Source organism: Saccharothrix algeriensis (assembly GCF_016907655.1).
GTDB classification, from domain to species: domain Bacteria; phylum Actinomycetota; class Actinomycetes; order Mycobacteriales; family Pseudonocardiaceae; genus Actinosynnema; species Actinosynnema algeriense.
This window is the reverse complement of the sequence record NZ_JAFBCL010000001.1, coordinates 1,389,368-1,413,843: the sequence shown is the minus strand read 5'-3', so window position 1 is coordinate 1,413,843 and position 24,476 is coordinate 1,389,368. Positions and strand designations below refer to the sequence as shown.

Sequence of the window (24,476 nt, the reverse complement as noted above, 5' to 3'; positions counted from 1 at the left end):
CGGGGAGAACACGAAGGCACCGGTCTGCACGGGGCGTGCCGAAAACCTGAAAGCTGAACTGCGCGGGGTGTGCTCGAAGTCGGGAGACGAAAGCCGGGAGTCGTTGGAGGGGGCGCGACACCGAAGGGGCGTGCCGACACGTCCCCGCTGGGCGGCCGGGGTCGTGGGCGGCGACACTACGCTGCGGCGCATGACCGAACTGCTGTCGGTGTCCTGGGCCGACGGGCGCATCCTCGCCCTGGACCTGGAGACCACCGACGTCGACCCGCGTCGGGACCGGGTGGTGACCGCCGCCGTCGTGATCGTCACGCCGGGGAGCCCCGGGGCGCGCCCGGAGGTCGTCACCCGCACCTGGCTGGCCGATCCGGGGGTCGAGATCCCGGCCGAGGCCACGGCCATCCACGGCATCAGCACGGAGCAGGCGCGCCGGGAGGGCCGTCCCGCGGCGGAGGTGGTCGGCGAGGTGGCCGGAGTGCTGGCCGAGGTGTGGACGCCGACGACGCCGCTGTGCGCCTTCAACGCCGCGTTCGACCTGACGATGCTCGACGCCGAACTCCGGCGGCACCACGGCCAGGGCCTGGAGCTCGGCGGCCCGGTGGTCGACCCGTGGTGCATCGACCGGCACGTCGACCCGCACCGCGCGGGCAAGCGGACGCTGACCGCGGTGTGCGAGCACTACCGGGTCCGCCTGGAGGGCGCCCACACCAGCGCGGGCGACGCGATCGCGGCGGCCCGGCTGGCGTGGCGGCTGGCCAGGGTGTACCCGGACGCGGTGGGGCTGGTGGCCCCGCAGGTCCTGCACGACCACCAGGCCGACTGGTTCCGGGTCGGCGAGATCGCCTACGCGGACAAGCTGGAGGGCTACGCGGCGGCCCGGTCGTCCAACGGCGACACCGCCGGGGCCGACCGGCTGCGGGCACGGGCCGCGGACGTCCGCGACCGCGGTCGCTCGTGGCCGCTGCTGCCCCGGGACGCCGAGCGGTAGCCGTCCGCCGCGGTAGGCCCCGGCATCGGTGCGGTGGTCACGCGGACCGGGCGCGGTCGAGCAGCCAGGCGCGCGCTTCGAGCAGCGGGGCGCGGCGCATGGTCACGGCCAGGCGCTCGTCGAACGCCAGCTCCGCCAGCGTCCTGCCGTGGCCGTCGACCTCGAAGATCGACGTCCAGCCGCCCAGCTCGCCCCGCGGGGCGACGATGCGCCCGCGCAGCGCGCCCGTCCACAGCCCGGTGCGGCCCCGGTCGAGTACGCCCACCGCGCTGACCGCCAGCGCGCCGCCGGCGCCGCCGGCGGCCAGGGTGCGGCGGGCCAGGCCCGCCGGCCCCCAGGTCTCCACGAACCACTTCACCAGCGCGCCGGGCAGGCCGTCCCACGCGTCGACCACCAGCGCGGTGTCCTCGACCAGGACCGGCCCGTCCAGCCCGAGGTCCGCGATGCCGGCCAGCTTGTGGCGGACGACGACCGAGGGGTCGACCGACTGGATCTCGGGCAGGTCCAGCGCGATCGGCTCGATCTCGCCGAGGAGCGCACGGGCCTCCTCCAGCTTGATGGCGTTGGTGCTGGCGAAGCGGATCATCGGCATCGGTGTCCCCCGGTCGGTGCGCGGCGGCGCCGCGCGGTGTCGGTGTCGGTGTCGTCACGCATTGTCGGCGTCGCGGGTCCGACCCGTGCAGCGGCGCGGGCTGCGTCCGCGGGCCGGGGGGAGCGCGCCGCGAACGCCGCCCGCGCCGGACCCGGACGGCCACCGGACGCCGGGCCTCCCGGGCGGCCCGGTGTCATGGGTCGGGCAGGCCGAGGTCGATGTTGAGGGCCTGCAACCCGCCGTCCACCTCGATCACCTTCCCGGTCAGGTACGCGCCGGCGTCCGAGGCGAGGTACAGGACCGCGGCGGCGACGTCCAGCGGCGTGCCGATCCGCCGCAGCGGCGTCGCCTGCTCGACCCGGGTGCGCAGCGCGTCCTCGCCGACCACCGCGTCCAGCGCCGACGTGCGCACGGTGCCCGGCGCCACGGCGTTGACCCGGATCCGGGGCGACAGGTCCGCCGCCGCGAGCCGGGTGTAGTGGGCCACCGCCGCCTTGGCCGTGCCGTAGGCGAGGAAGCCCCGGCCGGCGACGCGGCCCACCACCGAGGAGACGTTGACCACCGCGCCGCCGCCGCCGCGCAGCATCACCCCGGCCGCGGCCCGGGTCAGGGCGTGCGCGGTGGAGACGTTGAAGCGGAACGCCTTGACGAGCGACTCCGGCGTGGTCCGCGCCAACGCCCTGGGCAGCCCGCCGCCGACGTTGTTGACCACCACGTCGATCCGCCCGAACTCGGCGTCGGCGCGGGTGGCCAGCGCCGCGGCGGCCTCCGGGTCCGCCAGGTCGCCCGGCACGACGTGCGCCCGGCGCCCGGCGCGCCGCACCCGCTCGGCCACGGCGAGCAGGTCGGGCTCCGCGCGCGCGGCCAGCACCACGTCGGCCCCCGCCTCGGCCAGCGCCACGGCGCTGGCCGCGCCGATGCCCCGGCCGGCCCCGGTCACGACCGCGACCCGGCCGTCCAGCCGGAAGAGGTCGAGGATCACGCCCGGCCCCCCGCGGGCCCTCCGTGGGCGGTGGTGGCGCCCCGGTGGGCGCCCCGCGCCCGCGCCTCGGCCATGCGCCGCTCGGCGATCCGGTCGGCGGCGGCGCCGGGCAGGAGGCCCTCGGACTCGGCGTGCTCCAGCACGGCCAGCGTGGTGCCGAAGATCCGCTCGACGCCGTCGGCGACCTGCTGGGGCGAGTGCCCGAGCAGGTCGCCGGCGGCGTGGATCGCGCCGCCGGCGTTGACGACGTAGTCCGGGACGTAGAGCACCCCGCGGTCCGCGAGCCGCCGCTCCACGTCGGGCTCGGCCAGCTGGTTGTTCGCCGCGCCGCACACGACCTCGGCGGTGATCACCGGCACGACCTCGGGGTCCAGCGCGCCGCCCACCGCGCACGGCGCGTAGACGTCCAGGCCCTCGAACCGGAGCAGCGCCTCGGTGTCGTCCACCACGACGACCTGGCCGAACCTGTCCACGACGCGGCGGACCGCCCCGTCGAGCACGTCGGTGACCACCACGTCCGCGCCTTCGGCCACCAGCAGCCCGACCAGCAGGTACCCGACCTTGCCCAGCCCCGCCACGCCGACCGAGCGGCCCCGCAGCGATGCCGTGCCCCAGCGGTGGTGCGCCGCCGCCCGCATGGCCTGGACCACGCCGCGGGCGGTGAAGATCGACCCGTCGGCCGCGCCGGCTCCCACCCGCGAACCGCCCACGGTCCACCGGCACGTGCGCGCGATGACGTCCAGGTCCGCCGCGTCGGTGCCCAGGTCGCACCCGGCCACGTACCGGCCGCCCAGGGAGGCGGCGAACCGGCCGAACGCCGACAGCCGCTCCGCGGTCTTGTCCCGCGCCGGGTCCCCGATGATGACGGCCTTGCCGCCGCCGAAGTCGAGCCCGGCCACCGCGTTCTTGTAGGACATGCCGCGCGCGAGGTGCAGCGCGTCCACGACCGCCTCCTCGTCGTCGGCGTAGGCGCGGAACCGGACGCCGCCCAGGGCCGGGCCCAGGGCGGTGGAGTGCAGGGCGATGACCGCCTTCAACCCCGAGGCCGCGTCCTGGCACAGCACGACCTGCTCGTGGTCGAAGGGGACCGGGCCGAGCGCCGCGGCCGGCGCGCTGCTGGTGAACGTGTTCATGGTGCTCCTCCTCGGAAAGCGACTTCGATGCCGTGCCCCGCCCACCCGGCGGCGCGGTCTCACCGCGCCCGCACGTGGCGCCCGGGCGCGGGGGCGCCGGCGGGGTGTCGCGCGCTGCCCGCGGGCCGGGCGGGCACGCGCGGGCCCGAGCGGGTGGCGAGCCACCGCGACCAGGCCGACCACCAGGACTCCTGCCGCGCCGCCGACCGCGCGGCCCACACCGCGGCGTCCTCGGGCAGCGGGCCCGAGCCGGTCCGGTACCGCGCCGCGGGGCGCGGCGGGTTGACGATGCCGCCCACGTGCCCGGAGGGCACCAGGTGGAAGGCGACGTCGCCGCCGAGCAGCCGCGCGCTGCGGTAGACCGCCTCCCAGGGCACGATGTGGTCGCGGGAACCGGCCACGACGAAGGCGTCCTGCGTCACGGCGGAGAGGTCCACCGGCCGCCCCGCCAGCCGCAACCGGCCGCGCGCCAGCACGTTGTCCGCCGCGATGCGCATGGTCTGTCCGAAGAGGACCGGCGGGACGTCGACGGCGTCCTCGCTCCACGCCCAGATGTCGAACGGCTTCGGCCGCTCGCCCAGCAGCCAGCCGGAGACCATGGGCCGCCACACGGTGTCCCGCGAGCGCAGCAGGTCGAACAGCAGCCCGACCCTCCCGCCGTCGACGAGCCCCTCCCGGTTGGTCAGGAGCCGGGTCAGCGCCTCGGTCTCGGCCGTCGACCAGGGGTCGTCGCGGCCGTCCGGCGGGGTGTGGTCGAGAGCGGACATCAGCAGCGTCAGGGTCGCCGCGCCCTCCTCGTCGCCCGCCGCGAGCCAGGCGGCCAGGGACGCGGCGAGCACCCCGCCGGCGCACACTCCGACCAGGTGGACCCGCGGTGAGCCGGTGATCTCCCGCACGACGTCCCAGGCGCGCAGCGGGACCCGTCGGAAGTACTCGTCCAGGCCCACGTCGGCGTGCCGGGGCAGGGGGGTGCGCTGGCTGATCGCGAACACCGTGAAGCCCTCGCGGACCGCCCACTCCACCAGGCTGCGGCCCGGCGCGAGGTCGTAGATGTAGAACTTGTTGACCCACGCGGGGATCAGCAGCAGCGGCGTGCGGTGCACCTCGCCGGTCCGCGGTTCGTACTGGATCACCTCCACCAGGTCGTCGCGGTGCACGACCCGGCCGGGGGTGGCCGCCAGGTCCCGGCCCAGGCGGTAGGAGCCGGGCGGCACCTTGGCGGGGCGGCCCCGCCGGCGCACCAGGTCGTCCAGGAAGTTGCCCGCGCCCCGGGCCAGGCTCGTGCCGCGGGTGGCCACCGCCCGGCGCAGCGCGGCGGGGTTGCCCAGCAGGAAGTTCGCCGGGTCCAGGGCATCGGCGAGGAGCCGGGCGAACAACCGCGCCTGCGCCCGGCGCCGTGCCGACAGGAGCGGCGCCCTGGCGCGCCGCTCCCCGTGCCGCGTCGATCCCTCGGTCGTCGGGGCGTTGCTGCTGCACGGGTTCACCGGTCGCGCTCCTCGCCAGGCCGGTCGGCCTTCACGTCGTGGTGTCGGATGCACCCCGCGCGGAGCGGGCGGAAGTCCGGTGGCATCCACGTCCTGTGGCAGAAACGTAGAACCGGGCGCAGCGCGGCGGCAGGCGCGTTGGGGGTCCGTGGCGCGCCCCGTCGCCCGGGAGGGCGCAGGGCGCGCGGCAGGGGTGCGGGGGAGCGCGCGATCCCCCGGCCGCGCAACCGAATGCGACAACGGGGACGCGTCCCACGTGGGACGCCCGGTGACGTGGCACGACCCGGATCGCCCGAAGCCGCTCGGCGCTTTCCCGGGCACGGCCCGCGAAACGGGGCGGAATGCGCCGCACCACGGCAAAACGCTGATCCGGCCTTTCTTCCCGCGGCACAGGCGCACGGCGACGAGCGCGTCGCGCGGGCCGCCACGCGAGACCTCCGGCGAGGGCGACAGGCGGTGCGGGCGCGGCCTACGTTCGGCGGCGAGGACTTGCGGGCGCCCGGCGGTCCGGACCAACCCGGCAGCGACATCCGATCCGGAGGAAATCCATGCACAGCACCATGTCGGACACCCCGCTGACCATCGCCCGCATCCTGCGGCACGGCTCGACGGTCCAGGGCGCCTCCACCGCGGCCACCTGGAACGGCGACGGCTTCGACCGCAGGACGTACGCGGAGGTGGGCGAGCGGGCCGCCCGCCTGGCGCACGCGCTGCGCACCCGGCTCGGGGTGGGCGTCGGCGCCCGGCCGGAGGACGAGCAGGGCGTCGTGGGCACCTTCATGTGGAACAACTCCCGCCACCTGGAGCTGTTCCTGGCGGTCCCCGCCATGGGCGCGGTCCTGCACACCCTCAACGTGCGGATGCCGGCCGCGCAGCTGGCCTACACCGCCCGGCACGCCGGCGACGAGGTGATCGTCGTGGACGCGGGCCTGGTCGACGCCCTCGCCCCCGTGCTGCCCCGGCTGTCGGCCACCGTGCGGCACATCGTCGTCACCGGCCCCGTCGACCCCGCGGCGCTGGAGGGGTTCGCCGGCGAGGTGCACGACTACGAGGAGCTGATCGACGGCCTGCCGAACGACTACCCCTGGGACGAGGGGCTGGACGAGCGCGCCGCCGCGACGATGTGCTACACCTCCGGGACCACCGGGGACCCCAAGGGCGTCGTCTACAGCCACCGGTCGATCTACCTGCACTGCCTCCAGGTCGCCGCGCCGAACCGCTACGACCTCACCCACCGCCGGACCGCCTTCCCGATCGCGCCCATGTTCCACGTCAACGCCTGGACCGTGCCGCACGCCGCGTTCTCCACCGGCGCGGACCTCCTGCTGGCCGACCGGCACACGACCCCCGCGTCCCTGGCCCGCATCGTCGAGGCCGGGCGGCCGGACTTCGCGTCCGCGGTGCCGACGGTCTGGACGTCCCTGCTGGCGGAGCTGGACGCCCGCCCTCGCGACACGTCGAGCCTGCGCCGGGGCCTCGTGGGCGGCTCGGCCTGCCCGCCCGCGCTGATGGCCGCCTACCGGGACCGCCACCGGGTCGAACTCCTGCACGCCTGGGGGATGGCCGAGACGTCGTCGCTGGCGACCACCGCGCTGCCGCCGCGGGGCGCGGACGCCGAGCGGGACTGGGCCTACCGCGTCAGCCAGGGCCAGTTCCCGGTGTCGGTCCGGTTCCGCGTCGTGGGCCCGGACGGCGCGGTCCTGCCCGCCGACGGCGCGACCACCGGTGAGCTGCAGGTCAGCGGGCCCTGCGTGACCGGCGCCTACCACGGCGGCGTCGGCGCGCCGCCGCAGCGGCCGGCGGAGAGCTTCACCCCCGACGGCTGGCTGCGGACCGGCGACGTCGGGAAGGTGTCCCCGGAGGGCTTCCTGACGCTCACCGACCGCGCGAAGGACGTCATCAAGTCCGGCGGCGAGTTCATCTCCAGCGTGGAGCTGGAGAACGTCCTGGCGGAGCACCCGGCGGTGGCCGAGGCGGTCGTGGTCGCCGTGCCCGACGACCACTGGGGCGAGCGGCCCCTGGCGGCGGTGTCGTGGCGCGCGGCCGGCGTCGGGCTGGAGGACCTGCGCGACTTCGTCAGCCGGCGCGTCGACTCGTGGATGGTGCCCGAGCGGTGGGTGGTCGTGGACCCGGTGCCCAAGACCTCGGTGGGCAAGTACGACAAGCGGCGCCTCCAGGACCAGTACGCGCAGGGCCGGCTCGACGTCGTGCACCTGGGCAGGCGGCCCGGCGGGTCCGGCGCCACCGGCCGGGCGGGGCTCATCGGGATGTGACGCGCCCGCGCCGGGACAGCGCGGCGTCGACGATCGCCGCCGCCCACTCCCGGTCGGCGCCGAGGCCCGGCTCCCGGGCCAGCGCCCGCCGCAGCCGTTCCCACAGCCCCGCCTCCGCCCACGCGGTGAAGCGGCGGTGCGCCGTCGCCGGCGGGACGCCGAAGGACGGCGGCAGGTCGCGCCAGGCGCACCCGCTCGTCAGGACGAACACCACCGCGGTGAAGACCTCGCGACCGGCGCGCGGGACGGTCCCGCCGCCCTGCGGACGGGGGCGGAACCCCGGCAGCAGCGGTGCGACGACCGTCCACAGTGGATCGGGAACCAGTCGTCCGGGCAGATTTCCTTCCACAGCGCCGAAGCATGGCACCCGCCGCGTTCCCGACAAGGCGGTCCGGGGTCGTTCGCCGGCCACCGGGCAGGCCCCGCGCCACCCCCGCGCCCCCGGACGCGCGCCCCGGACCCGCGCGCCACCCCTGAGCCCCGGACACACCCGATGCCGCCTCGCGCCCGCCGGCGGCGACCAGGAAGGAGACCAGACATGACGACCAGCACTCCGGAAACGCCCGCCACGGTGATGGACCACATCCTGGACCGCTTGAGCGCCTTGGGGGTGCGGCACCTGTTCGGGATGCCCGGCGACTACAACCTCCGGGTGCTCGACCGCGTGGTCGCCCACCCGAGGGTGGACTGGGTCGGCACGGCGAACGAGCTGAGCGCCGCGTACGCCGCCGACGGCTACGGCCGCGCCAACGGCTTCGGCGCGCTCCTGACCACCTTCGGGGTGGGCGAGCTGAACGCGATCAACGGCGTGGCCGGCGCGTACGCCGAACGCGTCCCGCTGCTCCACGTCGTCCTCGGGCCCACGACGGCCACCGAAGAGGCCGGCAGCGTGGTCCACCACACGATGGGGGACGGGGACTTCGACCGGTTCGCCCGCGCGCACCGCCAGGTGGTGTGCGCGGACGCCGTGCTGCGGCCCGGTGACGCGCTCGCGGAGGTCGACCGCGTGCTGGCGACCTGCCTGCGCGAGAGCCGCCCCGGGTACCTGCGGGTGCCGCGCGACGTCGCCCTGGCGCCGGCCGGGGCGGCGGCGCCGTTCGACGCGCCCGACCCGAAGGCGGCCGACGCGGCCGACCTGGCGGCGTTCCGCGCGGCGGCCGCGCGGCGGCTCGCCGCGGCCCGCCGCGTCGCGGTCCTGGCCGACTTCCTGGTCGACCGGTTCCACGCCCGCGCGGAACTGGCCGCCCTGCTGGCGGCGGGCTCCTTCCCGCACGCGGTGCTGGCGACGGGCAAGACCGTCGTGGACGAGAGCGCGCCGGGGTTCCTCGGGCTGTACTCGGGCGCCATGAGCGGGGCGGCGGTCCGCGCCACCATCGACCGGGCCGACCTGCTGATCCGCGCGGGCGTGCTGCTCGCCGACACGACCACCGGCAAGTTCACCCACGAGTTCGACCCCGGCGAGGGCATCGACCTCGGGCCGACGGCCGCCGCGGTGGACGGCGTCGCCTTCCCCGGCGTGCCGCTGGCGGCGGCGCTGGCGGTGCTGGCGGAGCTGGTCGGCGAACGGCGCCCGGCCGCGGTCGGACCCGAGCGGCCGGCCGCGGACCCGTCGGCCGCGGACCCGCCGGCTGGGAACCTGCCGGCCGCGGACCTGCCGGCCGCGATCAAGGAGTCCGCCCTCGCGGTGGGGCGCAAGGTGTGCGGGTCGGTGCTCCCGCTGACCCAGTCCTACCTGTGGAAGGCCGTGGGCGACGCCGTGCGGCCCGAACACGTCGTGTGCGCCGACAACGGCACCGCCATGCTGGGCATCGCGGACCGCCGCTTCCCCCGCGGCGCGCGGTTCGTCGCCCAGCCGCTGTGGGCCTCCATCGGCTACTGCATCCCCGCGCTCCTCGGCGCCCAGCTCGCCGAACCCGCCCGGCGCGGGCTGCTGCTCATCGGCGACGGCGCGGCGCAGCTCACCGCGTCGGAGCTGGGCGTCCTCGACCACCACCGGGTCAAGCCGATCGTGGTGCTGGTGAACAACGACGGCTACACCGTCGAGCGGATCACCCACGGCCTGCGCGCCGTCTACAACGACATCCCGCGCTGGCGCTGGGCCGACGTCCCGGCCGCCCTGGGGGTGCGCAACCCGCTGGTGCTGACCGCCCGCACGCCCGCCGCGCTGGACCGCGCGCTCGCCCGCGCGGTCGGCACCACCGACCGGATGGTCCTCGTCGAGGTGTTCGTCGGCAAGGACGACGTGCCGGCGGCGCTCAAGCGCATGGTCGTCAACAGGCCGGACCGGGCCAGGTGGGTGCCCTGAGCGAGGGGAGGCTCCCGGGGGCCCGGCCCGCGCGGCCGGGCCCCCGGGCCGCGCGCTCAGCCGCGGTCTACCCCGGCGACCAGCTCGCGGGCCTCCGCGCGCCACCCCGACGCCTCCAGCCGGCCGCGGAAGTCCTCCAGCTCGTCGGCGCACTGCGCGGAGCACAGCCCCCGCAGCACCTCCACGGCCTGCGTCGCGGTGCGGTGGCCCTGGTCGACGTCGCCCGCGCGCACCTGCGCCGAGGCCAGGAGCAGCAGCCGGAGCGCCCGCCGCCGCCACCGGCCGGGCGGGCAGCCCTGGAGGGCTTCCCGGGCCCACCGCACGGCGGTCGCGGGCCGGTCGAGGTCCGCGGCGCAGCGGGCCAGCTCCTCGGCCAGGTGCGCCCGGTCGACGTGGGCGGCCCACTCCGGCTCCTCGGCCGGGTCGCCCTGCGCCAGCTCCTCGACCGCCCGCCCGGTGGCCCGCTCGCAGGCCCGCGCGTCGCCCAGCAGGGCGTGGCCGCGGGCCTCGGCCGCGTGGCAGACCGCCCGCACCGCCGGGGTGCTGCGCCCGCGTGAGCCCTCCAGCGCCACGCGGGCGAGCTGGACGGCCTCGTGGGGGCTGCCCAGCGCCAGGGCCACCCGGCTCATGCCGGCGGCCAGCACGTAGCCGCCCATCCCGCGGTCGTCCGCCGCCTGCGACAGGCGCAGGGCCTGGATGTAGTAGCGCTGCGCGAGACCGGGTCGCCCGGTGTCGACCGCCAGGTAGCCGGCCAGCTCGGTGAGCCGGGCCGCGGCGGTGAACAGCTGCCGGCCCGTGGACTCGCCGTAGGAGTCACCCAGCAGCCGGGAGACGACGCTGTCGAGGTAGTGGACGACGACCGGGCGGATGAGGGCGCTGCCGAAGCGGTGGTCGAGGTCGGCGAACGCGGCGGTCGTCGCCCGCACCGCCGCGACGTCCGCCGCGCCGACCGCGGCCGGCCCGCGACCGGCGACGGCGGCGTCCGGTGCGGTGATCAGCCAGTCGCGGCTGGGCTGGACGAGCACGGAGGGCGACAGCCGCTCGCCGGCGGGGTGGCCGGCGCGGTCGGCGTCGCTGTGCCACAGGGCGCGCGCCTGGCGGAGGGCGCCGGCGAGGACCGGCTCGAACCGCAGCCCCGCGGCGGGCGCCGCGCCGTGGGGCTGCGCCATGCCGATCTCCTCGACGGTCACCACGCGGCCCAGCTTGTGCCCGAGCGCCTGGGCGATGATCACGGGCGCGCGGCCCCGCGGCTGCTGGCCGCGCAGCCACCGGGCGACCGACGTCTTGTCGTACCTCAGGTCCACCCCGTGCTCGGCGCCGCAGACGTTGACCCGGCGGGCCAGCCCGGTGTTGGAGCACCCGGCCTCCTCCATCACGGCGCGCAGCCGCTCGTTCGACTTCCGGCCAGCGGGCGGTCGTACGCCCATAGCTCTCGTGTCTCCTTCGCATTTCCCCTGGGCGGACCCGGGGCGGACGGATTTGTTCCGCAACCGGTTCGGCGGTTACCCGGAGCACCGGTCGGCGACCGGCCGGAAAATGCGGGGCCACGTGCCTTCTAAGGGCGTGGTCCAGCGCTTCCGGTCGCTGCGGCGGCCGTGTTCGCGAATGCGGGTCGGTCGTTCGCCCGGCAGCGCTGCGCGGACTCCCTCCCCGGTTTCGATCGGCCACCGGATTCCGGCCGGCGGGCCGGGGAGGGGAATGCCCGGCCGAGGCGAAGCGGTGGTCCGGGCGCCGTTCGGCGGGCGCCGGCGGGATCGGCGCCCGCCGGTCCCGGGAGCGGGTCGCGGCGCGCTGCGCGGCGCCGGTCGGCGGGTGCCGCGCGGTGGGAGCGGCGTCGCACCGGTCGACCGCAGGTCGTGACCGGTGGCTGCGACCGGTGGCTGCGACCTGGTGGTCACGGCCGGTGGTCGGCCCCGCCCGGGAGCGCCGGGTGGGCGAGCGCGTCACCGCCCGCGGGCACGCCCCGCCCGGGCGGTCGCCCGGAGCCGGGGCGGCGCGGTGGCCGCCCGGTTCACATTTGACCCGATGCCGGCTCCCGTTCCCGTGGTGTGCCCGACTCTGCTTCTCCCATTGCTCACCCCATTGGCGAGAGCGTCATTTCGTTCAGGGTTAAAGTTATGCTAGGCGAAGCGGCGCGGGGTTTGGATATAAGCCGATGGGGTGAACATGGGCGTTTCGCGCGTTCTCCGGTAAAAAGTAACCCGTTCGGGCCCCGGTGTCGACAAGCGGGCTAGGCCGACGGGATGACCGGACCGGCCGAACGCTGCGGCGGGTGGCGCGCGGCACCCATTCGCGGGGAATTCCAGGCCGGTGGCCCAGCCCGGTCGCGGGCCCGCCCCGCCGCGCGGCGCGCGGCCGTTCACCGGACGACCGGTGCGGCCCCGGACCGGTGCGGCCCCGGACCGGTGCGGCCCCGGATCGGTGCGAACCCGGGCCGCGCCACCACCGCGCGGGCGGAGGGGGTCCGGCGGCGAGGGCGCGCGCCCCCCGTTCGCACCGCGCGCCCCGCGGGCGCCGCCGCGCGAGCGAGCGCGCGCACCACCCCGCGGGCGCGCTCCCGATGGCGTCGCGCACGCCTGCCGGCGGCGCACGGCGCGCGAATACCTTCCGGCTGACGGATTTCACTCGTCGCGGCGAGACGGTGCCGCAGCCGGCGCCCCGGCGCCCGCGCGCACCGCCCGCGGCTTCCGCGCAGCCGGATGACGGGAACAGGAGATCGCGATGACCACGTCCACCACAGGGCGGGCGCACGCAGTGGAAGAGCACTGGACGGTCGTGGACGGCACGGAGACCCGCTACCTGGAAGCGGGCAGGGGAAGCCCTGTCGTGCTGCTCCACGGCGAGGGCGGTGTCGCCGAGCAGTGGCACGACGTCCTGCAGGGCCTCGCCGCCGGCCACCACCGGGCCGTCGCCGTGGACCTGCCGGGTTACGGCTACACCAAGCCGATCCCCGACAGCTCCCCGGCGGCGCTCGCCGCGTTCGTCCACGCCTTCACCCGGACGCTCCGCCTGGAGCGCCACGCCCTCGTCGGGCACTCGCTGGGCGGCGGCGTGGCCGTCACCGCGGCCCTGCAGCGGCCCGACCGGCTCTCGGCGCTGGTGCTGGTCAGCCCCTCCGGCATGGGCCGCGCCATCAACCCGGCCATGGTGGTGCAGTCGGTCACCCCGCTCGGGGACCTGACCGTGCGGCTGATCCCCGTGCTGCCCTTCGGCCCGAAGGCGCTCGTCGGCGGGACGGCGCTGATCGGGGCCCGCCGGCCGTGGCGGATGTCCGCGCTGTGGTGGTCCAGCCAGGTCCAGGCCGTCGCCACGCCGGGCTCGCTGACCACCAGCCTGAACTCCATGCGCGCCTCGGTGGGCCCACTGGGGCAGCGCAACCTGGCCCTCGGCCGGTTGCCGGAGCTGTCGATGCCCACCCTGGTCGCCTGGGGGCTGGGCGACCTCATGGTGCCCTTCTGGCAGGGGATCGCCGCCCGGCGCAGGCTGCGCCGCGGGCGGTTGCGGCTGTTCCCCGGCGCCGGCCACCTGCTGCCGGTGGAAGCCCCCGAAGCCCTGCTGGGAGCCGTCCTGCCCTTCCTGGCCGGAGCCGCCACCCCGGGCACCGCCGTCGACGTGGCCGCCGGTGGGGACGACACCGGTCCGCTGGTCGGGGGAGGCCGGTCATGAGCGACGCCGCGGACGTCATCGTCGTGGGCGCCGGGCTGGCCGGCCTGGTCGCCACCTACGAGCTGACCCGGGCCGGCCGGCGGGTGGTCGTCGTGGACCAGGAGAACGAGGCCAACCTCGGCGGCCAGGCGCACTGGTCCCAGGGCGGCCTGTTCCTGGTCGGCAGCCCCGAGCAGCGCCGGCTGGGCATCCGGGACTCGGCCGAGCTGGCGCTGTCGGACTGGCTGGGCTCGGCCCGCTTCGACCGCGCCCGCGAGGACCGCTGGGCCCGCGCGTGGGCCGAGGCGTACGTGGACTTCGCCGCCGGCGACAAGCGCAGCTACCTGTACGGGCGCGGGCTGCGCCTGCTCCCGCTGGTGGGCTGGCCCGAGCGGGGCGACGGCCTCGCGACCGGCACCGGCAACTCCGTGCCCCGGTTCCACTACACCTGGGGCACCGGACCCGACCTCGTGCGGGTCTTCCGCGAGCCGGTGCTCGCCGCCGCCGCGCGCGGGCAGGTGACCTTCGAGCACCGGCACCGGGTCGACGAGATCATCGTCGAGGGCGGCGCCGCGGTCGGCGTGCGCGGCTCGCTGCTGGTCCCCTCGGCCGAGCCGCGCGGCGTGCCCTCCTCGCGGGAGGTGGTCGGGGAGTTCGAACTGCGGGCCCAGGCGGTGGTGGTCGCCGCGGGCGGCCTGGGCGGCAACTTCGACCTGGTGCGCGAGCACTGGCCGACCGACCGCCTCGGCCCGGCGCCCGCGACGCTGCTCAGGGGGGTGCCGGTGCACGTCGACGGGCGGATGCTCGGCATCACCGAACGCGCCGGCGGCGCGCTGGTCAACCTGGACCGCATGTGGCACTACCCCGACGGCCTGCGCAACCACAGCCCGGTCTGGCCGCAGCACGCGGTGCACCTCCTGCCCGGCCCGTCGCCGCTGTGGCTGGACGCGACCGGCCGGCGCCTGCCCACGCCGGTGTTCCCCGGCCACACCGAGCTGCGGGCGCTGGAGCACGTGGTGCGGAGCGGTCACTCCCACTCCTGGCTGATCATGACGCACTCGATGGTGGACAAGGAGTTCGGCCTGTCCGGTTCGGAGCAGAACCCCGACCTGACCGGCAAGAACTGGGCGCTGCTGCCGCTGCGGCTGAAGAAGAGCCTGATGGGCAGGGTGCGCGCCTTCCTCGAACGCGGCGAGGACGTCGTCATCCGCCGGACGCTGCCCGCGCTGGTGGAGGCGATGAACGGGCTGACCCCCCAGGCGCCGCTGGAGCCGGAGCAGGTGGAGCGGGAGGCCGCGGCACGCGACCGCCAGCTGCGCAACGACTACGTCAAGGACATGCAGCTGATGTCCCTGCGCAACGTGCGCTCGTACCTGCCCGAGCGGTTCACCCGCACCGCCCGGCCGCACCGCCTGCTCGACCCCTCCCACGGGCCGCTGGTGGCGGTCCGCCTCAACGTGTTCACCCGCAAGACGCTGGGCGGGGTGCAGACCACCCTCGACTCCCAGGTGGTGCGGCCGGACGGGACGGTCGTCGACGGCCTGTACGCGGCCGGCGAGACGGCCGGGTTCGGCGGGGGAGGGGTGCACGGCTACAACGCGCTGGAAGGCGGCTTCCTGGGCGGCTGCGTCTTCTCCGGGCGGGCGGCCGGCCGCGCGCTCGGCCGGGACGTGGGCTGAGCCGCGCCCGGCCGGGTCGCGGGGGCGAGCCCGCTCCCGGCCGGGACGTGGGGCGAGCCCGCGCTCGGCCGGGTCTGGGTGAGCCGCCGGCAGCCCGGTCGTGGGTGGGCCGCGCCCGGCCGGGACGCGGGGTGGGCCGCGCTCGGCCGGGCGCGGCCACCGCCCGGCCGGGTGTCGCGTTGCGCCCGTCGCGCCTCCTGCGGTACTTGGTTGTCCCGAGTTCGCCGTCGACGTTGAATACGAGGTGGAGACGTGCCACGCCCAGAGGTCCGGCCCGGGACGATCGTGATCTACACCGACATCGGGTGCCCGTGGTCGACGGTGGCGGTCGTGCGGCTGCTGCGCGCGCGGGAGGAGGCGGGGCTGGTCGACCGGGTGAGCCTGGACCACCGGACCTTCCTGCTGGAGGACGTCAACGGCGTCCCGACGCCCAAGAGGCTCGTGGAGTCGGAGATCCCGGCGGTCGGCGCGCTGGAGCCCGACCTGGGCTGGAAGCTCTGGCAGGCGGACCCGGCCACGTGGCCGGTGACCACCGCGCCGGCGAGCGAGGCCGTGCACGCGGCCAAGGAGCAGTCGCCGCGCGCCGCGGAGGAGCTGGACCTGGCGCTGCGGACGGCGCTGTTCCGCGACAGCCGGTGCGTGTCGCTGCGGCACGAGATCGTCGACATCGCCCGCAAGTGCCCGAACGTGGACGCCGACGCGCTGGGCGAGGCGTTGGACGACGGGCGGGCGCGCGGGCCGATGATGCGCGACTACCGGGCCAACCGGGACGCGGTGCGGGGCTGCCCGCACCTGTTCTTCGCCGACGGGCACGACGTGCTCAACCCCGGTGTCGGGCTCAAGTGGGTGGGCGAGCCGGACACCGGGTTCCCGGTGGTCGAGCACGACGACCCCGGGGTGTACGCGGACCTGGTCCGCCGCGCCGCCGCGACCGCGCCGTGAGCGGTCCGGGGAGTCCTCACAGGAGCGCCGTGACGCCGTAAGCGGCGGCGGCGGCGGCCGACGCCGGCAGGGTCAGCACCCAGCCCTTGGCGATGTCGGCCGCCACCGACCACCGCACGGCCGAGCGCCGGGTGGTCGCGCCCACCCCCATCACCGCCGAGGTGATCACGTGCGTGGTGGAGACCGGCGCGGCGAACGCGAACGCCGTCAGGTACAGCACCGACGACGCCGACAGCTCGGCGGCGAAGCCGTGCGGCGGGGTCAGGTGGAAGATGCGCCTGCCCAGCGTGCGCATGATCCGCAGGCCGCCGGACCAGGTGCCCGCCGACAGCGCCAGCGCGCACGCCACGACCACCCACAGCGGCACCGAGTAGTCGCCCTGGCGCCCGGTCACCACCAGGGCCAGCACGATGACGCCCATGCTCTTCTGCGCGTCCTGCAGGCCGTGGCCCAGGGCGAGGCTCGCGGCCGAGACCACCTGCGCCCGGCGCATCAGGCGGCCGGCGCGGTGGGCGTTGGCGTTGCGGAACGCCCACTGGATCGCGGTCATCACCAGGTAGCCGAGCACCAGGCCGATGACGGGGGAGACCACCATCGGGACCACCACCTTCTCCAGCACGCCCGCCCAGCGCACCGAGGTCGCCGACGCCAGCGCGGCGCCGACCAGCCCGCCGACCAGGGCGTGCGACGAGGAGGAGGGCAGGCCGAAGTACCACGTGACGAGGTTCCAGGCGATCGCCCCGACCAGTGCGGCGGTCACCACGTGCAGGGCGTCCGCGCCGACCGGCGTGTCGATGACCCCCGAGGCGATGGTGACCGCGACACCGGTGCCCAGCAGCGCGCCGACCAGGTTCATCACCGCGGCCAGCGCCAGCGCGGCCCGAAGGGTCAGCGCGCGGGTGGACACGGCGCTCGCGATGGCGTTGGCCGCGTCGTGGAAGCCGTTGGTGAAGTCGAACGCCAGGGCGAGCACCACCACGAGCACCAGCCCGGCCGTGAGCATCAGGACTCCTTGACCGCGATCGAGTGCACGACGTCGGCGACGTGCTCGAACGCGTCGGCGGCCTGCTCCAGCTCCTCCACGACGTCCTTGAGCTTCATGACCTCCAGCGCGTCCCGCCGCCCGTCGAACAGCGCCGACAGCAGCCGCCGGTAGACCCGGTCGGCCTCGTTCTCCAGCCCGTTGACCTCCACCCAGTAGGCGGTCAGCTCCTGCGGCGCGGCCAGGCGCGGCATCGCCTCGGCGGTCAGCCGGGCCGCCCGGCACAGCAGGTCCACCTGCGCCTCCACGCCCTCGGGCAGCTCGCTCACCCGGTAGAGGGTCGCCAGGTCGACGGCGGCGTCCATGTGGTCGACCACGTCGTCGAGCCGGACCGCCAGACGGTAGATGTCGTCCCGGTCGAACGGCGTGACGAACGACCGGTCCAGGTGCTCGATGATGGCGTGGGTGGCGTCGTCGCCGACGTTCTCCAGCGCGTGCATCCGCTCGGCCAGGTCGGCGCGCCGGTCGACTGGGGCGCGCACGAAGTCGCGCAACACCTCGACGCTGGCGCCGATGTTGGAGCCGACCTCGGTGAACAGGTCGAAGAACTTCTGGCCCGTGGGCTTGCGGGTGATGCGCATGGCGATCAGACGCCCTCGGTGCGGGGTCCGCTCGCACGCCGGCGACCGCTGCCGGGGGCGTGCCCTTCGGCGCGGCGTTCTCCGGCGCGGCGTTCCCGGACGCGGTGTCCTCGAACGCGGTGTCCTCGGGTGTCGTGTTCTCGGGCGCGGTGTTCGGTCACCCGGTGCGGGTACCCCGTCGAAGTCCGTCGACTCGCCAAGCCCCCGAAAGCGCGAGCAGCACCGATCCGCCCGCACAGACCCCGCCGCCCGAAACCTTCGGCTCTCGGCACACCCCGCGCAGCCCGACTCGCCGCTTTTGCCTTTTGGCTCTCAACACGCCCCGTGCAGACCGGTGCCTTCGTGTTCTCCCCGTATGGCCTGCCCGGAGGGCTACCATGCTTTTCCTGGGGGTGCAAGCACGCTTTTCGCTTGCACCCCCAGGAAAAGCATGGTCGTCTTTGACAGGTCATGCGGGGGGAACACGACCGCAGTTTCTTTTCATTCTCCTTGGCGGCCTGCCTGTCCGGCGAGGACTCTTTTTCTTTCCAGCCTCGGGCGGTACAGCACCAATTCTTACCCGGATCGGTGCGGGACACAAGTAAGAAGAGCGGCCGAGAGGCCCCCAAGGAGGAGGAAAAGAAAGAGCGGTCGTGTTCTCCTCCCCGTACGGCCTGCCGGAGGCAATCATGCCGAGCAGGGGGTGTCAAGCGGTGAAGCGTGCTTGACACCCCCTGCTCGGCATGATTGGGCTGCGCCCAGGCCGTACGGGGAGGAGAACACGAAGCGACCGGTATGCGCACGAGGTGCGCCACTCCTGCGTGGAAAATACTTTGCGTGCTCCTGCGGGGTAGTGCAGCTGTCAGGTGACGCCAAGCGTTGATCGGCAGTGCCTCGGGACGGCTCGTGAGGTGTTCAGCAGGCACCGCCGCTTCATGGTCCGGCCGCATCACGCAGTGCTCGGCCGTGGCGAACCGGTGGCCGCCGACCTCGAACGCCGCCGCCCGCCACCGGCTCGGGTAGTCCCGCCCGATCCCGGCACCGCGGTCAGCTCAGGATGCCCCGCTGGAAGGCGGCGGCCACGGCGGAGGCGCGGTCGGGCACCTCCAGCTTGGCGTAGATGTGCAGGAGGTGGGTCTTGACCGTGGCCTCGCTGATGTGCAGCGCCGCCGCGGCCTCCCGGTTGGTCCGGCCCCGGGCGATCAGCGCGAGGACCTCCCGCTCCCGCGCGCTCAACCGGGCCCGCGGCAGGGGGCGGCGCGGGCGGACCCGGTCGAGCAGCAGGGCGGCGACCGACGGCGAGAGCACGGACTCGCCGCGCGCGGCGGCGCGCACCGCGCGGAACAGCTCCTCGCGGGGCGCGTCCTTGAGCAGGTACCCGATCGCGCCCGCCTCCACCGCGGGCAGCACGTCGGAGTCCGTGTCGTGGGTGGTGAGCACCAGGACCCGGGCGGTGGGGACGCGTTCGCGCAGCAGCCGGATCAGCGCGCCGCCGCTGGGCTCGGGCATCCGCAGGTCGGTCAGCACCACGTCCGGCCGCGCGGCGGCCACCACGGTCAGCGCCTCGGCGCCGCTCGCGGCCTCGCCGACGATCTCGAAGTCCGGCTGGGAGCCGAGCATCCCGCGCAACCCGTCGCGCACCACCGGGTGGTCGTCCACGACCACCAGCCGCAGGGGCGTCACCGCTCCACCTCGATCACCGGGACGCACACGCTGACCGCCGTCCCCGCCCCCGGCGCGGACTCGACGTCCACGAACCCCGACAGCGACCGCACCCGCTGCCGGAGGGCGGTCAGGCCGAACCCCCCGACCGCCGCCGGCTCGAAGCCCACCCCGTCGTCGCGCACGTCCAGGACGATGACGTCCTCCATGTAGGACAGCGTGACGTCCACCCGGCGCGCCCGCGCGTGCCGACCGGCGTTGGACAGGGCCTCCTGCGCCGCGCGCAGGACGGTCACCTCGACCTCCGAGTGCGCCGGCTGCGGCTCCCCGGTCACGGTGAAGGTCACCGGGACGTCGTACTGCTCCCGCCAGGTCGCCACCGCCTGCCGCACGGCCTCGCCGAGCCGCGCGCCCTGCAGCGGGCCGGGGCGCAGCGCCTCGATCGACCGGCGGACCTCCACCAGGCTGGTGCGCGCCAGGTTCCGGGCGGTGTCGATCCGGCCGCGCACCGGGTCGGGGGCCGGCAGCTCCCCGGCCGCCTCCAGCTGCGTGACGATCCCGGTCAGCCCCTGCGCCACGGTGTCGTGGATCTCGCGGGCCATCCGCGCGCGCTCCTCCGCGATCCCCGCCTCCCTGGCCCGGGTCACCAGCAGCTCGTGCAGCCGGGCGTTCTCCGCGGCCATGGCGACCAGCTCGCCGTTGACCTCCCGCCGCCGGATCGCCTCCCGCTCCATGGCCCGGATCACCCCGCCGACCAGCGCGGCCAGCGGCGTGGCCATCGCGATGTCGAACAGCGTCATCCGGAGGTCGGTCCCCGGCGCCAGCAGCCACGGGACGCCCGCCGCCACCACGCCCGGGTACGCGGGCCACCCCGGCATCGTGACGAACGCCAGCACGTAGCACGCCGGGACGAACAGCTGGAAGGCGTCGCTGCGCTGCACCAGGACCGTGGTGAAGCCGAGCAGGCCGACGAAGTACACCGCCATGAACCACGTCAGGCGCTCGCACCACTGCGGGTGCGCCACGACGAACCACCAGTGCCACAGCCCGAGCCCGGCGGCGACGCCCAGCGTGACCAGGTCGTGCCGCCACCCCGCGGCGCCCGGCTGCGCCAGCGACATCGCGCAGGCCAGGACCAGCAGGCCGTACGGGGCGAGCGCCCACGTCAGGTTCCACCGCTGCTCCCGCACCAGGCCCAGCCGTTGCTCCACCGAAGTCACCGCGCCATCTTCCCCGCCGGGGCCCGGTAGGTCAGCCGGCGCAGCAGCGCCTCCGCCGGGCCCCGGCGCCCCGCGCGCCGCAGCAGGTCGGCCAGCAGCACCGAGACCAGCCACGTCCCCAGGGCGACCAGCGCGGTCTGCGCCGTCCCGAGCGTCCCGCCCAGCCCGAGGGCGGAGGGCGCCAGCAGCGCCACGAACACCACCGACTGGAACAGGTAGCAGCTCAGCGAGCGCTGCCCGCACGCCGCGACCGCCCGCACCACCGGGCCGCGCCGGTCGCCGACGCGGAGCGCGAGCAACCCGATCAGCGCCGCGTACCCCAGGCCGCCGGCGATCCCGGTCACCGCGTGCAGCGCCGAGGAGCCCCACAGCGCCAGCGACGAGGCCGGCTCCCAGTAGCCGCCCACCGCCAGCCCCGCCGGCAACCCGCCCGCGACGGCCGCCACCAGCCCGCCGACCGCCGTGCGCGCCAGCAGGACGCGGTGCGCGGCCGGGTCGGCGAGCACCCCGCGCCGGGCCGCCCACGTGCCCACCAGGGCGGCGCTGCCCACGCCCACCAACCCGAACGGGGTCATCAGCCACTCCATCGGGCGCAGGGACATCGCCTCGACCGGGTCCGCCGTCTCGAACGACCAGAAGAAGGAGCGCCCGCCGTCCGCGGGCACCGCGTAGGCGGCCCCCTGGACCACCGCCACGACCACCAGCCAGGCGACGGCGGCGATGAGCAGCGCGCGGTCCGACACCCGCGTCAGCGCGACGAGCGCGAAGCCCAGGACCCCGTACAGGCCCAGCACGTCACCGGGGAACAGCAGCACCGCGTGCACGAACCCGAACGCGATCAGCCAACGGCTCCGCCGCCGCAGCAGCCGCTTGGCCTCGCCCTCCGGGACGCCGGCCGCCCGTTGCCGTTGCAGCACCTGCACGACGCCGTAGGCGAACAGCGCGGCGAACATCGGGTACGCGCGCGCGTCGACCAGGGTCACGTCGAGCACGCTGACGACGCGGTCGACCACGCCGTGCTCCACGATGTGCTGCCGCACGCCGTAGGGGCGGCCGTAGAGGTACACCACCGAGTTGGCCAACGCGATCAGCGCCAGCATCAGCCCCCGCGCGAGGTCCGGGGCGAGCATCCGCTCCCGGGCGGTGACCGGTCCCACTCCCGTGCTTGCTCCGTTGAACGACATGGCCCCAGCGTGCTCGGCCGCGCGGCGCGGCGGATCGGTGGATCAACCGATCCCCGACCTCCACCCCGGCTCCGCGAAGTCCACCGATCGACCGATGCGCGAGCCCGTGACCTGCGCGCCCCGCGCACCGGGGCGCGGCCCACCCGTGGGCCGGAGCGCACCGACCGCACGCGGAGGCGTCGCGGGGTGTAGCGTCGGTGCCATCGGGCGGGTTCACGCGGAGTCCACCCGAATCCCCCGCGTCGTGAGGCGGCTGCCACATCGCTCGCAGCGAGTGCCCACGGGACGCGGAGAAAGACGGAAAAACATGTCATCCCAGCACGCCTCCCCCGCCGGAACGCGTCCGGTGTCGACCCGCCACACGGACGCGCTGTTCAGCCACCCGGACGCCCCGCGCCCGACGAAGCCCCTCGCGCCCGCCGACGCCGGCCGGTTCCCGGTCGCGGTGTTCCAGGAGCCGCCGGGCGGCCCGCACCATGACGAGCCCGCCGACGAGCCGCCGCCCCGCCGGCACGGCGGCGCCCGCCGCCCGCGGCGGTAGTCCGCCCGGCGCCGGTCCCGGGTCGGCGAGCGCCCGACCGGGGCGCCCGTTCCCGGCGCGCCCGCCGCCGACCGGTGGGCTCAGCGGCTCAGCGCGGTCTCCACGAGGGTGTCGAGCAACCGCCCGTAGCCGATCCCCGCCGCCTGCCACATCCTCGGGAACTGCGAGGCGTGGGTGAAGCCCGGCATCGTGTTCACCTCGTTGACCACCGGCTCGTCGCCGTCACCGAGCAGGAAGTCGACGCGCAGCAGGCCCCGGCAGCCCAGCGCGCGGAAGGCGCGCACGGCCAGGGCGCGCAGCCGCGCCCCGAGCGGTTCGCCCAGCGCCGCCGGGACCGTGAAGACCGCGCCGCCGGCGCGGTACTTCGCCTCGAAGTCGAAGAAGTCGCGCCCGCCCGCGACACCGATCTCCAGCGGCGGGCTCACCGCGAGGCCGCCGTCCGGGAGCTCCAGCACGCCGACGTCGACCTCCCGGCCCGGCACCGCCCGCTCCACCAGCACCTTCGGGTCCACCGCCCGCGCCGCCGCCACCGCTGCGCCCAACCGGTCCCAACCGTCCACCCTGGACACACCGACGCTCGACCCGGCGCGGGCGGGCTTGACGAACACCGGCAGCCCCAGGGCTTCGCGCTCGCGGTGGGACAGCGAGCACGCCGCCGAACGCAGCACGACCGACTCCGCCACCGCGATCCCGTTGTCGGCCAACAACTTCTTCGTGCACTCCTTGTCCATGCCGATGGCGCAGGCCGGGGCGTCGCTGCCGACGTGCCGGATCCCCGCGTGCCGCAGGGCGGCCTGCACGGTCCCGTCCTCGCCGAACGGCCCGTGCAGCAGCGGGAAGGCGACGTCCACGGCGCGCAGCGCCCGCACCGCGGCGAAGACGCCGACGCCGGCGGCCCCACCGACCTCCCAGCGGCCCGCCCTGGTGATCCGGACGGGCAGGACGTCGTACCGCGCGGGGTCCAGGGCGGCCAGCACGCCCTCCGCGGACCGGCAGGAGACCTCGTGCTCGCCGTTGCGGCCACCGAACAGCACCGCGATCCGCACGCGCGACTCAGCCACGGGGCGCACCCGCCGCCCGGGGGTAGCGGCGCGGGACGCGACCGCCGATCCCGGTCAGGACCTCGTGCGGGTTCGTCCGCGCCCACCGGGCCCAGTCCAGGACCGTGGGCTCGCCGCGGTCACCCGGCCCGAACAGCACCACCTCGTCGCCGGTCGCCGCCCCGCCGCCGCCCAGGTCCACCACGAACTGGTCCATGCAGACCAGCCCGGCCACCGGGCGCCGGGCGCCGCCGACCCACACCTCGGCGCTGCCGCTCGCGGCCCTGGGCACGCCGTCGGCGTAGCCCAGCGGCACCAGGCCGAGCGCGCCCGCCGCGGCCGTGGTGTACCGGTGGCCGTAGGACACCCCGGTGCCCGCGGGCACCCGCTTGGCGTTGATCAGGCGGGCGCACAGCGTCATCGCCGGCCGCAGCCCGAAGACCCGGCCCGCGACCGGCTCCACGCCGTAGACCGCCAACCCCGCGCGCACCAGGTCGTAGTGCGTGCCGGGGTGGCCGAGCGCCGCCGCCGAGTTCGCCAGGTGCAGCAGCTCCGGGTCCAGCCCGCCGGCGCGGGCCTGCCCGACCAGCTCGTCGAACAGCCGCCGCTGCTCGTCGACACCGGGGTGCCACGGGCGGTCGGCGTGGGCGAGGTGCGACCAGATCCCCCGGACCCGCACCAGGCCCCGGCGCTCCAGGCGGCGCGCCGCCGCGACCAGTTCGCACCAGTCGCCGGGGCGGGCCCCGTTGCGGGACAGGCCGGTGTCGGCCTCCAGCTGGACCACCGCGCGCGTCGAGAGCCGGGCCGCGTCCTCGGCGACCGAGCGCAGGTGCGGCACGGTGGACACCGCGACGTCCACGTCGGCCGCGATCACCGCGCGGAAGTCCTGGGCCGGCGCGGTCAGCCAGCACAGGATCGGCGCGGTCACCCCGGCGGCGCGCAGCTCCAGCGCCTCCGCGCCGGAGGTCACGCCCAGCCAGCCCGCCCCGCCGGCCACGGCGGCCCGGGCGGTCCGCACGCCGCCGTGGCCGAAGCCGTCGGCCTTGACCACGGCCATCACGCCGGCGTCGGTGCTCCTCGCGACCAGCCCGACGTTGTCCGCGACGGCGCCCAGGTCGACCCGCGCCTCCGCCACCGGGGCGGCGGGGACCCGGTCGCGGGGCGCCCGCACCGCCCCGCGCGCGTCGAGCCCGGCGGCGACCGGCCG

20 protein-coding genes are annotated in these 24,476 nt (G+C 76.0%); 7 read left to right on the top strand and 13 right to left on the bottom strand.

Translation table 11 applies throughout. The annotated features are described in order from the left end of the window. Positions 1-190: 190 nt before the first annotated feature. Positions 191-985 carry an exonuclease domain-containing protein gene (locus JOE68_RS05985; RefSeq protein WP_204841338.1) on the top strand — a complete coding sequence of 265 codons (795 nt, stop codon included), beginning with the start codon at positions 191-193 and terminating at the stop codon, positions 983-985. Positions 986-1,022: 37 nt separating this feature from the next. Here the strand turns inward: JOE68_RS05985 and JOE68_RS05980 are convergent, their stop codons facing one another. From JOE68_RS05980 to JOE68_RS05965, 4 genes are all read right to left on the bottom strand, one after another. Beyond that, positions 1,023-1,571, bottom strand: a complete 549-nt coding sequence (locus JOE68_RS05980; RefSeq protein ID WP_204841337.1) for a non-canonical purine NTP pyrophosphatase — start codon at positions 1,569-1,571, stop codon at positions 1,023-1,025. 199 nt (positions 1,572-1,770) lie between these two features. After that, a complete protein-coding gene (locus JOE68_RS05975; RefSeq protein WP_204841336.1) occupies positions 1,771-2,559 on the bottom strand; it encodes an SDR family oxidoreductase in 789 nt (262 codons plus the stop codon). Continuing rightward, the gene (locus tag JOE68_RS05970; RefSeq protein WP_204841335.1) at positions 2,556-3,692 is read right to left on the bottom strand and encodes a Leu/Phe/Val dehydrogenase; all 1,137 of its coding nucleotides are present in this window, start codon (positions 3,690-3,692) and stop codon (positions 2,556-2,558) included. The genes JOE68_RS05975 and JOE68_RS05970 overlap by 4 nt, the downstream gene beginning before the upstream one ends. 59 nt (positions 3,693-3,751) lie before the next feature. Then, the gene (locus tag JOE68_RS05965; RefSeq protein WP_204841334.1) at positions 3,752-5,176 is read right to left on the bottom strand and encodes a PHA/PHB synthase family protein; all 1,425 of its coding nucleotides are present in this window, start codon (positions 5,174-5,176) and stop codon (positions 3,752-3,754) included. A 548-nt stretch (positions 5,177-5,724) separates the two neighbouring features. Between JOE68_RS05965 and JOE68_RS05960 the strand changes: the two genes are divergently transcribed. After that, complete coding sequence (locus tag JOE68_RS05960) at positions 5,725-7,449, top strand: long-chain-fatty-acid--CoA ligase (protein WP_204841333.1); 1,725 nt, start codon at positions 5,725-5,727, stop codon at positions 7,447-7,449. Here JOE68_RS05960 and JOE68_RS05955 read toward each other — a convergent pair. Continuing rightward, a complete protein-coding gene (locus JOE68_RS05955) occupies positions 7,436-7,798 on the bottom strand; it encodes a transposase (protein ID WP_204841332.1) in 363 nt (120 codons plus the stop codon). The two genes, JOE68_RS05960 and JOE68_RS05955, sit on opposite strands and share 14 nt — an antisense overlap. A 189-nt stretch (positions 7,799-7,987) precedes the next feature. Between JOE68_RS05955 and JOE68_RS05950 the strand changes: the two genes are divergently transcribed. Further along, positions 7,988-9,754, top strand: a complete 1,767-nt coding sequence (locus JOE68_RS05950; RefSeq protein ID WP_204841331.1) for an alpha-keto acid decarboxylase family protein — start codon at positions 7,988-7,990, stop codon at positions 9,752-9,754. A 56-nt stretch (positions 9,755-9,810) separates the two neighbouring features. Here the strand turns inward: JOE68_RS05950 and JOE68_RS05945 are convergent, their stop codons facing one another. Beyond that, positions 9,811-11,181, bottom strand: coding sequence for an NsdA family TPR-like regulatory protein (locus JOE68_RS05945; protein ID WP_204841330.1), 1,371 nt, complete (start codon positions 11,179-11,181; stop codon positions 9,811-9,813). Between the two features lie 1,294 nt (positions 11,182-12,475). Here JOE68_RS05945 and JOE68_RS05940 point away from each other — a divergent pair. The 3 genes from JOE68_RS05940 (at position 12,476) to JOE68_RS05930 (ending at position 16,020) form a co-directional block, all read left to right on the top strand. Next, positions 12,476-13,420, top strand: coding sequence for an alpha/beta fold hydrolase (locus JOE68_RS05940; protein ID WP_204841329.1), 945 nt, complete (start codon positions 12,476-12,478; stop codon positions 13,418-13,420). After that, positions 13,417-15,078, top strand: coding sequence for an FAD-binding dehydrogenase (locus JOE68_RS05935; RefSeq protein ID WP_204841328.1), 1,662 nt, complete (start codon positions 13,417-13,419; stop codon positions 15,076-15,078). Before JOE68_RS05940 ends, JOE68_RS05935 begins: the two co-directional genes overlap by 4 nt. Positions 15,079-15,330: 252 nt before the next feature. Next, positions 15,331-16,020: a DsbA family oxidoreductase gene (locus JOE68_RS05930; RefSeq protein WP_204841327.1), complete on the top strand. Its 690-nt coding sequence runs from the start codon at positions 15,331-15,333 to the stop codon at positions 16,018-16,020. Positions 16,021-16,036: 16 nt separating this feature from the next. On the opposite strand, the gene JOE68_RS05925 is transcribed toward JOE68_RS05930, so the two are convergent. The 5 genes from JOE68_RS05925 to JOE68_RS05905 form a co-directional block, all read right to left on the bottom strand. Further along, positions 16,037-17,023, bottom strand: a complete 987-nt coding sequence (locus tag JOE68_RS05925) for an inorganic phosphate transporter (RefSeq protein ID WP_204841326.1) — start codon at positions 17,021-17,023, stop codon at positions 16,037-16,039. Further along, positions 17,023-17,643: a DUF47 domain-containing protein gene (locus tag JOE68_RS05920; protein WP_204841325.1), complete on the bottom strand. Its 621-nt coding sequence runs from the start codon at positions 17,641-17,643 to the stop codon at positions 17,023-17,025. The genes JOE68_RS05925 and JOE68_RS05920 overlap by 1 nt, the downstream gene beginning before the upstream one ends. Before the next feature lie 1,026 nt (positions 17,644-18,669). Then, positions 18,670-19,305 carry a response regulator gene (locus tag JOE68_RS05915; protein ID WP_204841324.1) on the bottom strand — a complete coding sequence of 212 codons (636 nt, stop codon included), beginning with the start codon at positions 19,303-19,305 and terminating at the stop codon, positions 18,670-18,672. Continuing rightward, positions 19,302-20,504 (bottom strand): sensor histidine kinase, encoded by a 1,203-nt coding sequence (locus JOE68_RS32170; RefSeq protein WP_204841323.1) that lies wholly within the window; start codon positions 20,502-20,504, stop codon positions 19,302-19,304. Before JOE68_RS32170 ends, JOE68_RS05915 begins: the two co-directional genes overlap by 4 nt. Continuing rightward, on the bottom strand, positions 20,501-21,688 hold the full coding sequence (locus tag JOE68_RS05905) for a DUF418 domain-containing protein (protein WP_204841322.1): 1,188 nt from the start codon (positions 21,686-21,688) through the stop codon (positions 20,501-20,503). Before JOE68_RS05905 ends, JOE68_RS32170 begins: the two co-directional genes overlap by 4 nt. A 346-nt stretch (positions 21,689-22,034) precedes the next feature. Between JOE68_RS05905 and JOE68_RS05900 the strand changes: the two genes are divergently transcribed. Next, the gene (locus JOE68_RS05900) at positions 22,035-22,229 is read left to right on the top strand and encodes a hypothetical protein (RefSeq protein WP_204841321.1); all 195 of its coding nucleotides are present in this window, start codon (positions 22,035-22,037) and stop codon (positions 22,227-22,229) included. A gap of 80 nt (positions 22,230-22,309) precedes the next feature. On the opposite strand, the gene JOE68_RS05895 is transcribed toward JOE68_RS05900, so the two are convergent. Together JOE68_RS05895 and alr are read right to left on the bottom strand one after the other, a co-directional pair. Beyond that, entirely contained in the window at positions 22,310-23,290 is a 981-nt protein-coding gene (locus JOE68_RS05895; RefSeq protein ID WP_204841320.1) for a D-alanine--D-alanine ligase family protein, read from the bottom strand. Continuing rightward, complete coding sequence (alr, locus tag JOE68_RS05890) at positions 23,283-24,404, bottom strand: alanine racemase (protein ID WP_204845950.1); 1,122 nt, start codon at positions 24,402-24,404, stop codon at positions 23,283-23,285. The genes JOE68_RS05895 and alr overlap by 8 nt, the downstream gene beginning before the upstream one ends. Positions 24,405-24,476: the final 72 nt, after the last annotated feature.

What these genes read in the sequence shown, in the direction of transcription:
- JOE68_RS05985 (WP_204841338.1), top strand. Translation starts at nt 191, where the DNA reads ATGACCGAACTGCTGTCGGTGTCCTGGGCCGACGGGCGCATCCTCGCC.
- JOE68_RS05980 (WP_204841337.1), bottom strand. Translation starts at nt 1,571, where the DNA reads ATGATCCGCTTCGCCAGCACCAACGCCATCAAGCTGGAGGAGGCCCGT.
- JOE68_RS05970 (WP_204841335.1), bottom strand. Translation starts at nt 3,692, where the DNA reads ATGAACACGTTCACCAGCAGCGCGCCGGCCGCGGCGCTCGGCCCGGTC.
- JOE68_RS05960 (WP_204841333.1), top strand. Translation starts at nt 5,725, where the DNA reads ATGCACAGCACCATGTCGGACACCCCGCTGACCATCGCCCGCATCCTG.
- JOE68_RS05950 (WP_204841331.1), top strand. Translation starts at nt 7,988, where the DNA reads ATGACGACCAGCACTCCGGAAACGCCCGCCACGGTGATGGACCACATC.
- JOE68_RS05945 (WP_204841330.1), bottom strand. Translation starts at nt 11,181, where the DNA reads ATGGGCGTACGACCGCCCGCTGGCCGGAAGTCGAACGAGCGGCTGCGC.
- JOE68_RS05940 (WP_204841329.1), top strand. Translation starts at nt 12,476, where the DNA reads ATGACCACGTCCACCACAGGGCGGGCGCACGCAGTGGAAGAGCACTGG.
- JOE68_RS05935 (WP_204841328.1), top strand. Translation starts at nt 13,417, where the DNA reads ATGAGCGACGCCGCGGACGTCATCGTCGTGGGCGCCGGGCTGGCCGGC.
- JOE68_RS05925 (WP_204841326.1), bottom strand. Translation starts at nt 17,023, where the DNA reads ATGCTCACGGCCGGGCTGGTGCTCGTGGTGGTGCTCGCCCTGGCGTTC.
- JOE68_RS05920 (WP_204841325.1), bottom strand. Translation starts at nt 17,643, where the DNA reads ATGCGCATCACCCGCAAGCCCACGGGCCAGAAGTTCTTCGACCTGTTC.
- JOE68_RS05905 (WP_204841322.1), bottom strand. Translation starts at nt 21,688, where the DNA reads ATGTCGTTCAACGGAGCAAGCACGGGAGTGGGACCGGTCACCGCCCGG.